Source organism: Atribacter sp. (assembly GCF_035418125.1).
Taxonomy (GTDB): Bacteria; Atribacterota; Atribacteria; order Atribacterales; family Atribacteraceae; genus Atribacter; species Atribacter allofermentans.
In genome coordinates this window covers 18,850-37,070 of sequence record NZ_DAOLQM010000004.1, presented here as the reverse complement: position 1 = coordinate 37,070, position 18,221 = coordinate 18,850, and the positions used below count along the sequence as shown (strand labels likewise).

Sequence of the window (18,221 nt, the reverse complement as noted above, 5' to 3'; positions counted from 1 at the left end):
GGTTGGGCTGCTATAGCAGGATATTTAAAAGCCCGTTGGAATGTAAACGAAACCATAACTACCTTAATGTTAAACTATATCGCCATCCACCTGGCTGATTATTTTATTTATGGACCGTGGAAAGATCCGGATAGCTTAGGTTTTCCCATGACTGCTCCTTTCCCAGAAGCAGCTCGGCTTCCACAATTTGCCGGAACCAGAATCCATTACGGGTTATTTATTGCAATCATTTTTGCAATTTTATTTTGGTTTATTTTCCGTTATACTCGTTGGGGTTATGAAATACGAGTTATTGGTGAAAATCCAAAAGCCGCTCAATATGCCGGTATTTATTATTTAAGATATATTGTCTTGATCATGTTTATATCTGGAGCTATAGCTGGTATTGCCGGTATGGGGGAGGTTTCAGGTTTACAGGGACGCTTACAACATGGATTTACTGCAGAATTCGGATTTACTGCGATTATAGTCGCTTGGTTAGCTCGCTTGAATCCCATTTCGGTTATGTTGGTTTCTTTTCTTATTGGTGCCCTCCAGGTAGGAGGTGAAAGCCTGCAAATTGTAATGCGATTACCCATTGCTAGCACCTTGGTGTTACAGGGATTGATACTATTTTTTGTTTTAGGGGGAGAATTTTTTAGAAATTATCGAATCCGGTTTATCAGAGGAGATGAACACTAAATGGAGATGGTTATTTCCATTCTGGCTGCAGCAGTTCGAAGTGGCACTCCTATTTTATTTGCAACTTTGGGAGAAATTATCATTGAAAAATCGGGGATTTTAAACTTAGGATTAGAAGGAATAATGCTGATTGGGGCACTCACTGGTTTTTCGGTAAGTTTAGCCAGTGGTAATCCTTGGCTGGGAATAATAGCAGCCTTTATTTTAGGAGCTTTTATAACCCTCATCCATGGTTTTATTTCTATTACCTTAAAAGGCAATCAAGTAGTGAGTGGCTTGGCAATGACAATTTTTGGGACCGGAGTCAGTTCCCTCATAGGAAAAGCATTCATTGGTAAGACAATTCCAGGTTTATTAAAAACCCCTTTTCCAGTCTTAAACCGCATTCCTTTTATTGGTCCGGTTTTTTTTAATCATGACCTGATGGTGTATTTTTCCTTTTTCCTGGTAGTTTTCCTTTCCTGGTTTTTAATCTCGACTCGGATAGGTTTAAATTTACGAGCAGTAGGTGATAGTCCCAGAGCTGCTGATGCGTTGGGATTAAATGTCAATCGGATTCGTTATTTAGCAGTGTTAATTGGCGGCGGTATCGTTGCTTTGGGTGGAGCTTATCTTTCGGTAGCTTATAATAAAATGTGGACCGAATCAATGACTGCGGGAAGAGGTTGGATTGCAGTAGCGCTGGTAATATTTGCCATTTGGAATCCAACCCGTGCTGCTTTAGGAGCTTATCTTTTTGGAGGGGTAGAAGCTTTTCAATTAAGGCTTCAAGCAACAGGTACGAGTATTCCAACGCCCTTACTTCTGATGCTTCCCTATCTTCTTACGGTTAGTGTTCTAATTTTTATTTCAATTGGGAAAGGCAAGGGGATCCTATTTGGAGCTCCAGCTTCTTTGGGTCAACCCTATTTTCGTGAAGAAAGTGATTAAGCGAACGAATATCAAGTATAATTTCTTTACCATTAATTTAATAAATAAGGAAAGGGAGTGTCATAAGGAAATGAACAAATGGGCATGGTTATTGGTTTTGGTGGTTTTTTTCACCTTGGGATCGGCTGCTCTGGCTTTTGATCCGATTCCTGCGGATGACCTCAAGATTGGCTTTGTCTTTGTGGGTCCGGTTGGTGATGGTGGATGGAGCTATATGCACGATCAAGGACGTCAAGCTATTGAAAAAGCTTTCCCTGGGGTAACGACGATGTATGCTGAATCGGTTCCTGAGGGGCCCGATTGTGCGCGAGTTATGGAGCAATTTGTTCGAAATGGAGCGAAGTTGGTTTTTGCTACTTCATTTGGGTATATGGACCAAGTCATTGAAGTGGCCAAAAAATATCCGGATGTTATATTCATGCATTGTTCGGGATATAAAATGGCCGACAATGTCGGTCTCTATTTTGGAAGAATGTATCAAGCGAGATATCTATCGGGGTTGGTGGCGGGAAGTATGACAAAAAGCAATATTATCGGTTTTCCGGCAGCTCATCCGATTCCTGAAGTAATCCGTATGATTAATGCTTTTACCTTAGGAGCTCGTAAAGCGAATCCCGATGCGAAGGTTAAGGTTGTTTGGCTTTATTCTTGGTTTGATCCAGGAAAAGAAAAAGAAGCTACGAAAGCACTTATAGATGCGGGAGCTGACGTGATTGGTATGCATGCCGATTCTGGATCAACTCCTCAGACTGCTGAAGAATCAGGGGTATATGTTATTGGTTATAATAATGATATGTCCAGCTATGCTCCGACGAAATGTCTTACCTCCTCAGTTTGGGACTGGTCAACAACCTATATTGATATTGTAAAAAAGGTTGTAGAAGGAACCTGGAAACCCGAGAATAGTTGGTGGGGGATGGAAACTGGTATAGTAAAACTCACGTCCTTTAGCCAAGATGTACCAGGTGAAGTGAGAGCCTTGGTTCAAGAAGAACAGGAAAAAATAATCAATGGAACCTGGGATGTTTTTTGGGGTCCAATAAAAGACCAAAATGGAAATGAGAAAGTAGCTGAAGGACAGAAAATGTCCGATCAAGATATCTTATCCTTCTCGTGGTTTGTCGAAGGAGTAGAAGGAGAAATTCCGGTAAGCCAGTAATAACGCTGAAAATTAAAGGATACTTTAATCAACCATCGGGCCAGCATCTTAAACCAAAAAATTTTGTTGGCTCGATGGCTTTAAACTATTGAAAATCCGATAATGAAAGGTTATACTTCACAATTGTCAGAATAAGGACTTCTTAAGCATTGATTCAAATTTTTTCCTCCTAAGGATGATCGTTCTTTTTTGCTCCAATTTTGATATTTATGATTTCCATATTTTAAAAGCGGGAGTTGATTATTTTTGGAGAAAAATAACCTTTCAACCAGTATGTTCGGTTTAAGCTATGATCAAATTGATTGTTTAATTGAACAGCATGATACTCCACTTTTTATCATAATTCGAGAGAAGTTAATAGATAATTATCAGGCTTTTCGGTCTTTTTTCCCAGGGGTTGAGGTTTATTATGCCTTAAAAGCCAATCCTCATCCTTATATTATCCAAGTTTTAGGTGAGATCGGCTCGTCATTTGACGTAGCATCCCTTCAAGAAATTCAACTGGTTTTAAGCCACGGTATTCCTCCACAGCGCATGATATTAGCAAATACGATTAAAAGAAAAAAAGGTATTCGTTTTGCCAAAGAAAACGGTGTTAACCGCTTAACTTACGACAATTTTGATGAAGTGGGTAAAATAGCCCGGGTTTTTCAAGAGGCATCGGTTATCTTAAGGGTTAAGACGCCGTCAGTTGGCAGCCGGATCAATCTTTCCTATAAGTTTGGCGCTGAACCCGATGAAGCCTTGGATTTGTTGCTCAATGCGCAAGATGCTGGGTTAAATCCAATTGGTATCAGCTTTCATGTCGGTTCACCCTGCACGAATGTGGAAAATTATATTGCTTCTCTTAAATTGGTGGTAAAAATTTTCGAACAAGCAGCAGCCAAGGGGATACACCTTACTACTATTGATATCGGAGGTGGTTTCCCACTACAGGTTTACCAGACTCAAAATAATGAGGTGAGTGTTGAATCCATGGGTAAAATACTCACTCCCTTATTGTTGGAATATTTTGGCAGAGAATGTACTTTTGTTGCTGAACCAGGAAGGAGTTTAGTGGGAAGCGCTGGATTATTGATTTCAAAAGTAATTGGAAGAGCTAAACGCTCGGGTAAAAATTGGTATTATTTAGACGATGGATATTATGGGACATTTACAGCTATTCCTTTTGATAAATCGGTTTTTGAATTTTATACGTTGAAAGATGATGAGAAAAAATATCCCTGTATCTTAGCAGGACCAACTTGCGATTCTGTCGATGTTATTGCCGATGGAGTCATGATGCCCGAGATGCAGCTGGATGATTTGGTGATCGTTCCCAACATTGGTGCCTATTCATGGGCCTCAGCGACAACATTTAATGGTTTTGAAAAGCCTAAAGTCGTTTTAGCCTGAAAAAACCCACGGACTTGATAAATCAAGCTCCTACAAAAAATATAAATTTGTAAGGGCGTAATTTATTGCGCCCGATTATTGGATCGACCAGCCATGGCAGGTCGAATCTTGGGTATCCATCCTCATCTGGTGCTACTAGGCAGCATGAAAGTCTATCCTAAATGCACGGTTAGCTATTCAGGATTAATAAGCCACCGAGAGTAATAAATAAAGAAATAATTAGGCAAAACGGATATTGAATTCAGGACAAACAGGTAAACAATATCCACAAGCTAAACATTTTTCCATGTTGATTGAAGGTCGATCAGATCCCATGGTAATTGCCCCGGAGGGACAGGTTTCCGAGCATAATCGGCATTTTCGACAATTATTAAGTATAACCGGTTTTTTCTGCTTTCGATCTAAGCACTGATTTAATAATTCTTTAGGAATTGGTTGTTGATTAAAGTGAAGGAGATGAAAATCTAATTCAACTTCCCTGACAACACCTATGGCAATTGAGCTAATTTCTCGGATGTTGCGTACGAATTCGATGGCATCAAATATCCGATCGATACAATGGCCACCGGCAAGGACTTTCATTGCATAAATTCCTTTTCCCCTCATGGAAGCTTTTTGAATAGTTTTAATCATTGTTGTAGTATTTCCCCGGATGATACCCATTCCATCGATATTGATGATCGGAAAGATAACATCAATATTCGGTTCTTCGGCTGCTTTTTCAACAACGTCAACGGCATGGGTTGATATTCCAATTGCTTGAATAATTCCCTTCTTTTTATAATCTTTTAGGCACTCCAGCGCACCTTTTCTTTCTTCGAAAACAGCAGGTGTTGACCGCGCTGCATGTAAATGAAATATATTGATCATAGATCGGCCTAACTCCTGTTGAGCTTTATTGATGCTTTTTTCCATTTCTTCATAGGTCGATACGGTAGACTTGGTAGCTATGATGGCCTCTGGACGATCAGCCAGAGCTTTTTGAAGGTATGGGTAGGTTTGATAAATTTCGGCAGTATCAAAAAAGTTAACTCCATTATCCCAGGCTTTACGAATTAAGTGAGCTCCGTGATCTATTGGAATATTTGCTTGGAGAGGTCCCATGGGAAGAGCACCAATACAAAATTCAGTAACCAGTAGATCCAGCTTTCCCATCCTATTTATTTTCATGTCTTCATCATCCTTTCCCGGGTATTCAGCTTTTATGTTTTTCTGCTGGCTAAATCTAAAACAAGAGTTATTGTAGCACTTTTAATCAGTTAATTTAAATATTCATTGACCATCTTAATCTCATTAAAATTAATATCTCAAAAATTGAGTTACATGCTATAATAAAAAAATTCAAAAGTTGATATCTTTAATGAATAAATAAAGGGAAATTGGTTATTAAAAATTAATGACAAAAATCCATTTGTTGATTCGAATTTTATTATTTTATAAAAAAGCTTCTATTTAAAGTTTATTTAGATAGATTGTCAAGCATCGAGGAGAAAAATATGGTAGTTCAGGCGTACCTACTTCTCCAAGTTCAGGTGGGGAAAGCACAGAATGTGAAAAAAGAGTTAGCTTTATATCCATGGGTCATTCGAATAGACCGAGTGATGGGTCCTTTTGATCTTATTCTTTTGGTTGAAGTCGAGGATAACCAAGAAATTGGGGAAAGACTTCTTAAAGAAATTCAAAGAATGCGTGAAGTAAAATCTACTTTAACCTGTCCAATCATTTAATATTTCAAAAATCTTCATTATGTTGAAGCCTATTAACCAGAATATTGAAAATCCGTAGAATAGGATATTTAGGGATATTATAATATTTAAAGGTTTCCTTATTAAATTCCCCCAAAGGAAATATAGGAGAATTTGAGAGGGAAAAGCGTCAAGATGAAAGCTGCATCATCAGCTTGACAGGATAGATATTCATGTTACTTGTTGTCACCGGTTGAGGATGAAAACCAAGATTCGACATGCCATGGCAGGTCGCTACATTAATCGGGCACAATACATTGTGCCCCTACATTTTATAATCTTTGGTAGGGGCTTGATTTATCATGCCCTTAAATTTTCAAGACAGAAATAAGAGGAATTCGGTTTTTTTGTTGATAGAATAAGCAAGGATAAGAATAAAATAAAACTTATTAATGGTTATAGTATTCAATAAAAAAGAAAAGGAAAGGTAGTAATAATGGGAGATACATTTGTTTTTCGGTTACCAAGAGAAATATTTTTTGGAACCAATCAAGGGAACGATATTGGTAAAATTTTAGTAAATATGGGGAGAAGAATAGTCATTGTAGTCGGCCGAAAATCGGTTAAGGAAACTGGTGCTCTGGAAAAAATTACCCAATCTCTTGACCGGAACGGGCTAATGTTTTCAATATTTGGCCAGGTTGAACCCGAACCTTCTTTGGACACGGTAGATAGAGGATTAAAACTGGCAACTGATTTTAATTGTGATATGGTTGTTTCGCTGGGTGGAGGAAGCGTTCTTGATTGTGGGAAAGTTATTGCGGGATTGATAGGGAGTGGAGAAAGCATACGGCCTTTTTTTGAAGGATCACCCATAATCAAAGCCGGTGTTCCTTGGATTGCGCTTCCAACTACAGCAGGAACCGGTTCGGAAATGACCAGTAATTCGGTTTTAACCAATATTGATACCGGGATTAAAAAAAGCGTTCGTAGCCCTTTTTTTATTGCTCGGTTAGTTATTATTGATCCCAATTTTACTTTATCAATGAGTCCTTATCTCACAGCTGTTACTGGAGTAGATGCTTTAATTCAGGCAATTGAAGCCTATACGAGTCCTCATTCTAATCCGGTTAGTGATGCACTGGTGTTAGAAGCTATTGAACTCCTTTGGAAATATCTCCCCAAAGCGGTTCAAGATGGAGCAAGCCTATTAAACCGTGAGTATGTGGCCAAAGGAAGTATGTTGAGTGCAATGGCGTTTGCGAATTCATCATCCGGGGCTGCTCATGGATTTTCTCATCTTATTGGACCAAGATTTTCTATCTCCCATGGAGAAACTTGTGCAGTTCTGATGCCCCAAGTTATACGTTTTAATCGAGAAGTATTTTCTAAAAAATACTCTCAAATTATTAACCAAGTCGGCATAAAAGAAGTTGGAAAGAACGACCCAACAGAGGAATTAGCTATGGCTTTTGAAAATTTTCTTGACCAAATACATTTACGGAAAAGATTTAAAGAATTTAATGTTTCTATTGATGAATTAATATCGGTTTTAAGTGTTAATAATATCGGTAAAAATATCACTGAAAATCCAAGACCTTTCCAACCATCAGATATGGTTGAATTACTCAAGTCATCATGGTAATTGCTTTTAAAAAGGATCGTTGATAATGAGGTAGACCTGGAAAGGTTTTTCAGTTATGATAGAAGGAAGTGAGAGGCGTTTCAACCGAGAGGTGATAGAATGAGAGAAGTGTTAGAGCAAGTTGGTGAATTAATGGCAATTGCAGCCCGAACGGCTCCTAAATCAGGTGGAAGTGATTTTGTTCATGTTCACGTGATAAAAGGAAATGATGTCCAAAAAATTGGAGAAGGGATGATTCGGTACGGCGAAGAAAAAAACATTCCAGGTTTTATTCGTGATGGGAAAAATGTGATTGCTTCTGACGTTTTAGTATTAATAGGGATTAAAGACGCAGCTGTTATGAATTTAAATTGTGGAGCTTGTGGGCTTGATACCTGTCAAGAGTTGCAGCCGATTGAGAAAAACGAGTTTAAAGGGCCTCAGTGTATGTTTCGTTTACTTGATTTGGGTATTGCTCTTGGGTCAGCGGTAAAAACTGCCTCACTATTAAACGTTGATAATCGAATTATGTATAGAGTGGGGGCTTTAGCAAGAAAAATGGGTTATACACAAGATGATGTAGTAATGGGAATCCCTCTTTCTGCCCAAGGGAAAAACATATATTTTGATCGAAAGGGTTAGAGGTGGGCCTATGCAGGGTATGTTAAGAATTCAAGATATAATTGGTTTGATTTTAGCGATATTAATTGTTGCTATATTAATCAGTATTATTCTTATTCTGCGAGAAAGTGCTCGGGAAAGAAAGCTTTGGAAAGAAGAGAATGAGGATTTTGAAGAGGAACCAAAGATAAAAAAGCGGCTTTTTACAGAAAAAAAGATTAACTTTCCAATTAAGACAAGGACAACTCCTCCGACTGTGGAAAATGATTTAAAAGAAATCGAGGAAAAACGTCAATGGCAAAGAATTCCTCGGGAAAAAGAGTTATCCCAAGAAGAAGTGAAGTTAAAAAAAGATTTTGTAGTTCCTCCTGAACCAAAAATGGGTTTAGAAAACCAAGAAATGAAACATTTTGAAACCGAGGAACGGTATGTTGAGCCGGAAACTGAGAAGGTTATTCCAAAAATACCCCTTGTTGATCAGAAAAAACCACAGGAACCCCGACAGGCAATTATTGAACGTGGATTGAAGAAATTACAAGAATTTAGTTTAGACGCCAAAAACTTAAAAGTCAATTTAAACGAAGAAACCATTGATTTTTCTCCCTTGTTGTGGGATGTAAAAGAAAAAGTTCAATCGGGAGAACCACTAGGAGATATTGTTATCCATACAGTTTTTAAGGGCATCCCTGGTTTGTCGGGTGAAGATGTGATTGAAATGTATCGTTCTGGTGATGTATCGGTCGTTGAAAAATTAGAAGCTCGTCTCAGGTCGAGAGAAGGAAGGGAGTTTTTAGTTGCATCTCTTTATTTGTCACATTTTATCATACCAGATTTAGATCGCTTGTTGAGAAATGGTGCTCTTTCCGGGGAGGAGTACAATTTACTTAAGGCGGTGAAGTTTGTAGATCGTTCAACCAAAAAAGATTTTGCCCGAGCAGTTTATGCTCAAATAGTTGAGGGTTCAGACGAAGAAAATGTCTAGCCAAAATGCTATTGATGTTTTTGGAAAGACAGAGCATGTTTAAAAGGAAAAAAGCGTTACCAACTTGGATTCAAAATGTTGACCTCGGTCAAAAAAGAGTTTGCGACCGGAATTGGGTACTCGTTATAACCATATTTTTCCTTTTTTTGGTGGTCCTTTTATTGGGGATATATTTCTATCCTTCTTCGGTAGACGATTATCAAGTTTTCGAGAGAGTGAAGAGTATATTATTATTACCAAAATAAATTATTCTACTTGTGATACGGTAAGAAATCACAGATAAGATTTGGTTGGGGGTGATTTTTTGAAAAGTTGGCCATCACTTGTATTGGCTATTATTGCGATTATTCTGTCTTTAGTGATGTTTTCACTTTTATTCCCAGTTAAAGGTTTACTTACTGGAACAACAGAAAAAATAAAGGTATTAGAGGAGAGCATAAAAAATCAAAGTACTTCACTTTCCGAAGTCACCGAGAAAATTTCTGCTTTACCAGATTTCTCCTCTTATGAAAAAAGTATAGCAGATGTTGGAGATAGATTAAATAAAATTAGTGAACAAAGTGAACAACTGACTCAAAAATTAAAAAACTTCGAGAGTTTTGGTACCCAGATAAATATGCTTGATCAAACCATAAATGATTCTGTCAGCCGGATCGAAGGGTTAGAAAAGGCTTTTATTGAATTACGACATCTAAGCGGAAATAAAGACACCCAACTCTCTGAACTAACTACAAAATTAAGTCAACTGGAAATCATAAGTACCGAGATTCCAGCCATAAAAGACCAGCTTCTCTCTTTAAATGTTGATCAAAGATTTGTTGACACCGCAGAAATAATTGAAACTCAGAAAAACAACTTACAAGATCAGATAGAATCTTTAAAAATAGAATTTAAATCAAGCTGGCAAAAGAATGAATCCGAAAGACTTGCTTTTATTGATAAACTGGATTCTTTCCAAGAAAATGTCGAAAAACAAAAACAAGAACTTGTATCTTTCCAAAATAATTGGAAAGAAGAACTGGGGAAATTAAGAAATGAGAACCAGACGGTTTTAACCGCCCTTCAAGACGAATTTAATACCCAGCAGAACTTTATCCAAACCCGGATTGCTGAAATAGATCAGATGAAAGAATCGTTTGCACAACTTGCACAGAATATTACGTCTCTGGATAATAAGTTCCTTCGGGTTCAGGAATTAGAAACTAAGGTAGTTAATTTTGATAATTTAGTGAAAGATATTGAAGAAAAGATGGACGCCATGAAGACGACGGTGGAAAGTGAAGTACAATTGATTCGTGAACAAATTAAAAGTTTTTCCAGCTCACTCCAGGGAATAGAAACCTCTCAGCAATCTTATGTTGAAGAACTGACCAATCTTAAGAATCAATCTACTCAATTCATTGAACTTTCTTCAGTTCTTCCTAAATATGAAACCCTCAATGCTAACTTAGATACTATCAAAAATACTTTAACTGAGACAACCAGTCAATTTGTTTCTCAAAATAATTTTGAAATTTGGAAAAAACAATTAGAAATGCAATTAGATGATTCTGTTAAAACCGTTGAGGACCTGCGAAGTGAAATGGACGCCATGAAGACGACGGTGGAAAGTGAAGTACAATTGATTCGTGAACAAATTAAAAGTTTTTCCAGCTCACTCCAGGGAATAGAAACCTCTCAGCAATCTTATGTTGAAGAACTGACCAACCTCAGTTCATTGATTAATTCTCAGTTAACCAATTTGGATTCCAAAACGAATGTTTTGGAATCCAATCTAAATCAAATGGAGGAGACCCAAAAGACTATTACATCTCGTTCTGATCAATTAGAAATTTTAGTCAATGGATTTAATCAATCCTTAGAAACAACCAAAAGTCAAATGGTTAGCTTATCAGAAAAAATCAATGAACAATTTGACCAAATTAAAAATGAGATTTCTGTTGGTCAGGAAAAAACTTTACTGGAGCTCCAAGATCAAGTTGAAGCGATTGGAATCACTCTCCCAAATATTGAATCATTAGAAGAAATGAAATCAAAAATAAGTGAGTTAGTAGCGAATGAAGAATCGTTAAAACAAAAAATTGATTTAATTCAAAATGAAAAAGCCATGCTTCTTGCTGAAATTGAGGGGAATGAAAAAAATATTGCATTATTACAAGAAAACTTAGAAAATATTCGAAGCCAACAGTCGTCAGGCGATGAGGCTATGGTCATTATTGAGGGAAAGATCCAATCCCTTCAGAACTTAAAAGATGAATTAGAGGATCGATTGGTTAAAACTGACGCACAGCTTCAATCATTGGAGTCGGCTACTAAGGACTGGGGAAATAAGTGGGATGAAATGAATACTCTTTTGGAAAAAAATACTGCTGATGTAAAGCAGTTTGTTGCAGAAGTGAAAGATGAATATCAGAAGATCCAGAATGATATATCCAAGAAAATTGATGATGAAAAATTAAAAACCTCTCTGGATACTTTCAATAATTCAATGAATCAAGTTTTAAACCGGGTTGGAACTCTTGAGCAGTTTAACCAAGAAGTAAATAAAAAAGAAATATTTGCCCGGGTCGATGCTATTGAAGGAAAAATATCAGCAGTAGAAGAAAAAATTGATTCTATAGTTCAGGAGTATGGAATAAGTATCCCAGAAGTAGAAACCATTAAGGAAGCTATTAATGATTTAAAACAGGAAAAACAAACCATCGAAGATAGGGTTGATTTGTTATTTGATACTCTGGATGGGCAAAAATATATAGAAGAAACCCAACAATCACTGCAAAGCATGAATCAGGAAAAGGATGATTTGCGGGTTGAAATTGAAAGATTAAGTCATGAAAGGTTTGACCTTGAAGAGGATTTGAAGACAAAGCAGGAAGAGTTGAGTCGAATAGATAAAGAATTGGTTATCTTAAAGGAAGAAAAACAGTCAGCAGAAAATATTAAAAAACTGGAGGAAGAAAAAGAGCGAGTAGAAAAAGAAGTACAAAGTTTAACCAGTGATGTTGAAAATAAGTTAAGTCAAATTGAATTTCTCCAGAAAAAAATCCAAGAACTTTCTGCACAATTAGATGAGTCAAAAAAATACACTTCCTATGTTATTCTTCCCTGGGATAACCTTTGGAATATTGCACGAAGATACTATCGTGATGGAACCAAATGGGAGAAAATCCTTGAAGCGAATTCTGATATCATTGATAGCCCTTATAATTTAAAGCCCTATACAGAAATAAAAATACCCCGCATCAGCATGTTGAAGTAATCAAAACAAGTGTAATAGCTATAAGGGAGGCTTGATTTTATGGACCTTATGGAAATCATAAGGAATCGAAGAAGTATCCGAAAATATCGTTCTGATGAAATACCTCAACCAGATTTAAACGAGGTTTTTGAAGCCGTACAATTGGCACCTTCGGCTAACAATCTCCAGCCATGGAAATTTATTTTAATTCGAAATGATAAAAAGAAACGTTTAATAGCTCAAGCTTGTTCTGGTCAAGAATTTATTGGAGAAGCTCCTATCATTGTAGTTGCCTGCGCAGTAGGTAGGGGTGGGTATATTGGAAAATATATGGAAAGTTGGCCAGTAGATTTAGCAATTGCCGTGACCCATTTAATATTATCGGCTTGGAATAAAGGACTGGGTACCTGTTGGATAGGAGATTTTGATGAAGATAAGATTCGGGAAATATGTAACATTCCACCTTCAGTCAGAGTTGCAGCGATTACGCCACTCGGTTATCCAGTAAAGACTGTTCCGCCGACTTCAAGAAGGCCTGTAGAAAGGATTATTTGTCAGGAAAGTTTTTCTGAATAAGGAGAAGAATGGGAATCATCAAAATTGAAGTTGAGGATATTTTAACTCTCAAAAAGAGTCATCCTTGCGGTTGTCGGCAATGGAAAGTGATACGCATTGGCACTGATATTGGAATGAAATGTATTAAATGTGGTCATTTTGTTATGATTCCCAGACAGAAACTGGAAAAAACTATTCGGGAAATAAACCGGGAAGGTCACACTTTAAAGCCAATAGATGCTGTTATTGAAGTTGAATAATGTCCTCCTCCTGAACAAAAAAGTTCCGCTATCGGGAGGAGGACGATTTTCTGGTTAGCAATCTTTTTTGATAGTATGAGCAAGTATTTCCTGGGTTTGCCACTGTCCGAAGAGAAAACCATCTCGGGCTATCTTCCCCAAAAAATGTCGTAAGAATGGCGATATGATTGCAGGTTGCGCATCATGGAAATGAGTTCCAGGAAGAGGAAGAAAAGAATGAGCATGGATTTTTGCTCCTCGCATTATAAGCTTCTTCATGAATTGAGCGGTCTCTTTTTCATCATCTTCATTTTCTCCCGGGAGGCCAAAAATAAAATCTACGGCAACCTGGAAGCCATTTTGAATGGCCAGGTCTATTGCCGAAAAAACCTGTTCTCGGGAATGACCTCGATGAAGGGTTTTTAATAATCGATTACTTCCAGTTTGTCCGCCAAAAACCAAAGTTTTACTATCAGAAAATTTTTTTAAGATTGAAATTGATTCAAGAGTAATAAACTCAGGACGGATTTCAGATGGAAAGGATCCAAAAAAAATTCGACCCGATTTGCCAATGATTTTTTTAATCCCTTCTAAGAGTGAAAAAATAGAATTCAAATTTAAAGATCGTCCATCAATTGAATCATAGGCTAAAGCATTCGGTGTGATAAAACGGATATCTGTCAAGTTTTTTTTCTTCATTTCTCGGCAATACTCAAATATAGCTTCAAGACTGCGATGTCGAACATCGGTTCCAAATAGCGAACTTGTCTGACAGAAATAACATCCATAGGGGCATCCACGGGTAATCTCGATGAAGCCATATTTTCCCAGTTTGATAGGGGAAGGTGAATAGAGGTCAAGACGAACCCGATGATTTGATTTTAGAATCACCGAGTCTAAAGCGGGTAAATCATTTTTAGCGTATGAAATGATCTCTTGGATGAGGTCTTCAGCTTCTCCCCTCACCAACCAATTAGCAAGACCTTGAAAGGTTTCTGGAGTTGCCGAGATGTGAGGACCACCAAGACAAATTATAACTTGTGGATTAATTGATTTACACTTCATTAGAAGAGACCGAACCTGTTCACAATCGGGGGTCATAACTGATATAAGTATTAAACCAGATCGGTGATGAGCGATAGCAGACAACAGGTCAGTCTCTTTTGAACAAAAAAAAACTGAAGCTGGTTCCATAAGGGATGGTTTTGTAGCGCTCCTATTAGTACGTTCAAGCTATTTTTATTTCCAGCGGGGTAATAGACGAATACTGGATATTTTTCCATATAGGGTCTGGTTAATGACGAATTTGGTCGAGATATTCTTTGGCTATTTGGGATATTGTTTTAATGAATTCTCGGCATTTTAAGTGCATATTATTTTTTCGGTACTCACTTAATCCTTCTACAGTATTCATAGGAACTCCAATTAAATCAATACAATCTATGGTTCCTAATTCTTTTTTTACATCGTTAATAAAATGTTCTACTAATAAATAGAGATCGTCCCGGGTTTTTTTATCCTGAGCCTGGTCGCGTCCAAATTCTAAGCCCAAAGCCATTATTGAACCAGTAATGGCTCCACAAACGTCACCGGTGTGGCCTAAGCCACCCCCAAAACCGGTTGCCAACCGAGGGAAGAAATGACAAGTTTTTCCTAAATGGTCACACAACCCCATTAATGTTGACTCACAGCAATTAAATCCTTGCTGATGATATTCAGTTGCTTCTGGCATACCATACCGCCTCCTAATACCAATTTTTTTAAAGTTCTTTTAATACTATCAGATTTCACTGAGGATGAAAACCTACTTCAATTAATGGTAAACTCATAACAGAATATAAAAAATATAAATTGATGATAGAATTTATCGATGAAGAACTCTTGCGAATGTGTTGACCACTGCCTATTATTATGACAATGAAATTTACAAATGAGTTGTTTAAAAATTTGGGAAAACCGTTAAAAAATCAGTGGTGTTTAATGCTTATAATGTCACCAGATAGATCCTCACGGCTTCGAAAAACGAAGCCTCAGGATGACGCCTGTAGCGTCAGATGAGATCCTCATGCGGGAAAGCACCGCTCAGGATGTTTTTTTATTCATTACCGTCTTTAAAGAATAGTTTTTTACCTAAGGAGATTTATAATGCAAAAGAAAACCGAGAAGGAATTGAATCAACCGTTAATAGAAGCGATGAAGCTTCATGAGTTTTACCAAGGAAAGATAGAAATGAATTTAAAATGCCCGGTAAGGTCATACCAAGATTTTGCTATATGGTATACTCCAGGAGTTGCCGAAGTTTGTAAGGCAATAGTTCGTGATTCTATGCTTTCTTATGAGTTTACCAATCGATGGAACACGGTGGCGGTGGTTTCAAACGGAACAAGAGTTTTGGGTTTGGGGAATATTGGACCAGAAGCTGCAATGCCGGTTATGGAAGGGAAAGCGCTTTTATTTCGTTATTTGGGTGGAGTAGATTCTTGGCCTCTGTGTTTGAAAACCCAAAACACCGCAGAACTAATCCAAATTGTCCAATCCCTTGAACCGAGTTTTGGAGGGATTAATCTTGAGGATATTTCACAACCGGAATGTTTTACCGTTTTAGAGACTTTACAAAAAAGTTTGAATATACCGGTTTGGCATGATGACCAACAGGGAACAGCCTTAGTAACGGTAGCGGGGGTATTGGGAGCAGTTGAAGTCGTACAAAAATCCTTAGATAAAATTCGAGTTGCATTGATAGGAGCGGGTGCATCGAATATTCGGATAGCTCATTTGCTTATAAAAGCTGGAGTTCTTGCTGAAAACATCGTCCTCTGCGATCGAAGCGGAACACTTCATCGAGAAAGAAAGGACTTAGAAGAAAATCATCCCTGGAAATGGGAATTGTGCCAAATAACCAACGGCGATAATTTAAAAGGTGGAAAAGCTGAAGCAATTGCCAATCGAGACTTGCTCATAGCCTTGTCGACACCGGGTCCGGGTGTAATTAAACCTGAGTGGATTCAAACTATGAATAAAGATGCTATTGTATTTGCTTGTGCCAATCCCAATCCGGAAATATGGCCCTGGGAGGCGAAAGAAGCCGGTGCTAAAATTGTTGCGACTGGACGATCGGATTTCCCAAATCAGGTGAATAATTCGTTGGGATTCCCAGGATTATTTCGGGGTATTCTTTCGGTTCAATCAGCCTGTATTAATGATGATATGTGTATAGCAGCTTCCCGAGCTATTTATCGATTTGCGCAGAAAAGAGGGCTTCATACCGATTACATAATTCCCAGTATGGAAGAATGGCAATTATTCATTGAAGAGGCTTTAGCGGTTGCTCAGGTTGCTATTGAACAAAATCTTGCTCGGAAAAAAAGAGATTTAGAAGAACTGCGAAAAGAAGTTGAAGGAGTTATCCTACGAGCCCAGGGTATGGTGAAAGATTTGGTAAAATTTGGATATATTCCTCTTCCTCTGGAGAAGCAATGATGAAATTTATTTCGCTCGAGGATCTGATTTCACGATTGGAAAGCTCTTTAGTTGAGATGAATACAAAATGTTCAGAAAAATTACAAAATTGTATGATAGAAGCCCTAACTAAGGAAAAAAGCGATGCCGCTCGTGAAATGCTTTCCGAGATATTGGAAAACTACGTGATTGCTCAAGAAGAGTGCCTCCCTCTTTGCCAGGATACCGGCATGGTTATGGCAGAAGTTTCAATGGGTATTGAAGTTGCCTTGACGGGGGGAACCTTCCAAGAGGCTTTGGATGAAGCTATACGTCGAGCCTATCAAAAAAGCTATTTCCGAAAGTCAGTTTTAACGGACCCCTTAATCGGAAAGAACACTGGGGATAATACTCCTGGGATTGTATTTATTCAACAAACTCATGGTGACGAGCTTCAGGTCAATCTTCTAGTTAAGGGTGGTGGGTGCGATAATATTAGTGCCTTAAAAATGATGACCCCAGGAATCGCCCCTGATGAAATAAAAAAATTTATCTTGCAGGAGCTGGATAAAAACGCCAGCCGAGCCTGTCCACCACTAATTGTTGGTGTTGGAATCGGAGGAAACGCTGCTTATGCTTTGTATCTTGCTTCCCGTGCCCTCGGGCGTCCCTTAGGGACCCCTAATCATTGTAAAGAGTACCGTCAATGGGAAGAACAGTGGAAAAATGAAATTAACCAACTGGGGATAGGTCCTCAAGGGGTAGGAGGCAAGGTGACTTGTTTAGAGGTTCGTATTGAGAGTTACCCAACCCATATAGCCAGCCTTCCGGTTGGTATGGTTTGTTCCTGTCATGTTTTTCGTCAAAAGAAGTTATCTTGGTGATCAGAATGAAACCTATTAATGAATATATTTTAAAAACTCCTTTGACTATTGATGATGTTTTAATCTTACATAGTGGTGATAAGGTGTTATTGAATGGAGAAGTGTATTGCGCTCGTGATGCGACACATCGTAGAATGATTGCTGATATCAAATCGGAATTAGAGGTCCCTTTTCCTTTAATGAATTCAACTTTTTACTATGCTGGTCCGAGTCCAGCACCACCAGGCAAAATTATTGGTTCGGTTGGGCCAACGACATCAAGCCGCATGGACCAATTTTTGGAATATTTTCTTCAAATGGGTTTAAGGGCGACTATCGGTAAGGGTGAACGAAGCCCAGAGATAAAAAAACTTTTTGAAAAATATAGTTCAGTGTATTTTATTACTTGTGGTGGAGCAGCGGCCTATTTATCCAGTTTTGTTGTTCGTTCCGATTTGTTAGGATATGAAGATTTAGGAGCTCAAGCTTTAATTCGACTTTGGGTTCGGGATTTCCCATTATTAGTTGCCTATGATTGTTATGGTGGGGATCTTTTTGAATCAGGAAAAATTCATCATCGTAGAATCAACCTTATAGAATAAGGATTGGTAATATCTTTTTTGGAGACTCTATTACCGGGCTTTTTTTGAACGGTGGATTATTTGACGGATATACATCAGTCCAATATAATACCTATCCAGAGTTTGCTGGAAGAAGAATTTTTAATATTTATAAAAAAAAGAATCCATTTTTTAGAACAACCGGGATTTCCAGTATTCGATTGTGGAATAAGGTAAGAATGAGGGGATAA

The 18,221-nt window shown here is 37.9% G+C and carries 18 protein-coding genes; 15 read left to right on the top strand and 3 right to left on the bottom strand.

Going from position 1 to position 18,221, the window contains the following annotated elements; genetic code table 11:
• From PLK24_RS00765 to PLK24_RS00750, 4 genes are all read left to right on the top strand, one after another.
• Nucleotides 1–681 (top strand): ABC transporter permease (locus PLK24_RS00765; protein ID WP_324475777.1); only part of this gene is annotated, 681 nt, incomplete at its 5' end.
• Nucleotides 682–1,611, top strand: a complete 930-nt coding sequence (locus PLK24_RS00760) for an ABC transporter permease (protein WP_324475776.1) — start codon at nucleotides 682–684, stop codon at nucleotides 1,609–1,611.
• Nucleotides 1,612–1,681: 70 nt separating this feature from the next.
• On the top strand, nucleotides 1,682–2,770 hold the full coding sequence (locus tag PLK24_RS00755) for a BMP family ABC transporter substrate-binding protein (protein WP_324475774.1): 1,089 nt from the start codon (nucleotides 1,682–1,684) through the stop codon (nucleotides 2,768–2,770).
• Between the two features lie 246 nt (nucleotides 2,771–3,016).
• A complete protein-coding gene (locus PLK24_RS00750) occupies nucleotides 3,017–4,165 on the top strand; it encodes a type III PLP-dependent enzyme (protein ID WP_324475773.1) in 1,149 nt (382 codons plus the stop codon).
• A gap of 219 nt (nucleotides 4,166–4,384) precedes the next feature.
• Here PLK24_RS00750 and PLK24_RS00745 read toward each other — a convergent pair whose 3' ends face one another.
• Complete coding sequence (locus tag PLK24_RS00745; RefSeq protein ID WP_324475772.1) at nucleotides 4,385–5,335, bottom strand: aldo/keto reductase; 951 nt, start codon at nucleotides 5,333–5,335, stop codon at nucleotides 4,385–4,387.
• Between the two features lie 326 nt (nucleotides 5,336–5,661).
• On the opposite strand from PLK24_RS00745, the gene PLK24_RS00740 reads away from it, so the two are divergent.
• The 8 genes from PLK24_RS00740 (at nucleotide 5,662) to PLK24_RS00705 (ending at nucleotide 13,130) form a co-directional block, all read left to right on the top strand.
• Nucleotides 5,662–5,892, top strand: a complete 231-nt coding sequence (locus PLK24_RS00740) for an Lrp/AsnC ligand binding domain-containing protein (protein WP_324475770.1) — start codon at nucleotides 5,662–5,664, stop codon at nucleotides 5,890–5,892.
• Between the two features lie 454 nt (nucleotides 5,893–6,346).
• Nucleotides 6,347–7,495: an iron-containing alcohol dehydrogenase family protein gene (locus PLK24_RS00735; protein ID WP_324475769.1), complete on the top strand. Its 1,149-nt coding sequence runs from the start codon at nucleotides 6,347–6,349 to the stop codon at nucleotides 7,493–7,495.
• Nucleotides 7,496–7,594: 99 nt separating this feature from the next.
• Nucleotides 7,595–8,116, top strand: coding sequence for a ferredoxin domain-containing protein (locus PLK24_RS00730; protein WP_324475768.1), 522 nt, complete (start codon nucleotides 7,595–7,597; stop codon nucleotides 8,114–8,116).
• A 19-nt stretch (nucleotides 8,117–8,135) separates the two neighbouring features.
• On the top strand, nucleotides 8,136–9,077 hold the full coding sequence (locus PLK24_RS00725; RefSeq protein WP_324475767.1) for a hypothetical protein: 942 nt from the start codon (nucleotides 8,136–8,138) through the stop codon (nucleotides 9,075–9,077).
• A 35-nt stretch (nucleotides 9,078–9,112) separates the two neighbouring features.
• On the top strand, nucleotides 9,113–9,322 hold the full coding sequence (locus tag PLK24_RS00720; protein WP_324475766.1) for a hypothetical protein: 210 nt from the start codon (nucleotides 9,113–9,115) through the stop codon (nucleotides 9,320–9,322).
• A 59-nt stretch (nucleotides 9,323–9,381) separates the two neighbouring features.
• Nucleotides 9,382–12,336, top strand: a complete 2,955-nt coding sequence (locus PLK24_RS00715) for a LysM peptidoglycan-binding domain-containing protein (RefSeq protein WP_324475765.1) — start codon at nucleotides 9,382–9,384, stop codon at nucleotides 12,334–12,336.
• Between the two features lie 39 nt (nucleotides 12,337–12,375).
• Complete coding sequence (locus PLK24_RS00710) at nucleotides 12,376–12,891, top strand: nitroreductase family protein (protein ID WP_324475764.1); 516 nt, start codon at nucleotides 12,376–12,378, stop codon at nucleotides 12,889–12,891.
• 8 nt (nucleotides 12,892–12,899) lie between these two features.
• Complete coding sequence (locus tag PLK24_RS00705) at nucleotides 12,900–13,130, top strand: DUF951 domain-containing protein (protein ID WP_324475762.1); 231 nt, start codon at nucleotides 12,900–12,902, stop codon at nucleotides 13,128–13,130.
• Nucleotides 13,131–13,184: 54 nt separating this feature from the next.
• Here PLK24_RS00705 and PLK24_RS00700 read toward each other — a convergent pair whose 3' ends face one another.
• Both PLK24_RS00700 and PLK24_RS00695 read right to left on the bottom strand, forming a co-directional pair.
• Nucleotides 13,185–14,303 (bottom strand): TIGR04013 family B12-binding domain/radical SAM domain-containing protein, encoded by a 1,119-nt coding sequence (locus tag PLK24_RS00700; RefSeq protein WP_324475761.1) that lies wholly within the window; start codon nucleotides 14,301–14,303, stop codon nucleotides 13,185–13,187.
• A gap of 100 nt (nucleotides 14,304–14,403) precedes the next feature.
• A complete protein-coding gene (locus tag PLK24_RS00695; protein ID WP_324475760.1) occupies nucleotides 14,404–14,841 on the bottom strand; it encodes a C-GCAxxG-C-C family protein in 438 nt (145 codons plus the stop codon).
• A 413-nt stretch (nucleotides 14,842–15,254) separates the two neighbouring features.
• On the opposite strand from PLK24_RS00695, the gene PLK24_RS00690 reads away from it, so the two are divergent.
• Genes PLK24_RS00690 through PLK24_RS00680 form a run of 3 tightly spaced genes read left to right on the top strand, consistent with a single transcriptional unit; the run spans nucleotide 15,255 to nucleotide 18,012 of the window.
• Nucleotides 15,255–16,589, top strand: coding sequence for an NAD(P)-dependent malic enzyme (locus PLK24_RS00690; RefSeq protein ID WP_324475758.1), 1,335 nt, complete (start codon nucleotides 15,255–15,257; stop codon nucleotides 16,587–16,589).
• Nucleotides 16,586–17,431, top strand: coding sequence for a fumarate hydratase (locus tag PLK24_RS00685; protein ID WP_324475757.1), 846 nt, complete (start codon nucleotides 16,586–16,588; stop codon nucleotides 17,429–17,431). The genes PLK24_RS00690 and PLK24_RS00685 overlap by 4 nt, the downstream gene beginning before the upstream one ends.
• A 5-nt stretch (nucleotides 17,432–17,436) precedes the next feature.
• Nucleotides 17,437–18,012, top strand: a complete 576-nt coding sequence (locus tag PLK24_RS00680) for a fumarate hydratase C-terminal domain-containing protein (RefSeq protein WP_324475755.1) — start codon at nucleotides 17,437–17,439, stop codon at nucleotides 18,010–18,012.
• Nucleotides 18,013–18,221: the final 209 nt, after the last annotated feature.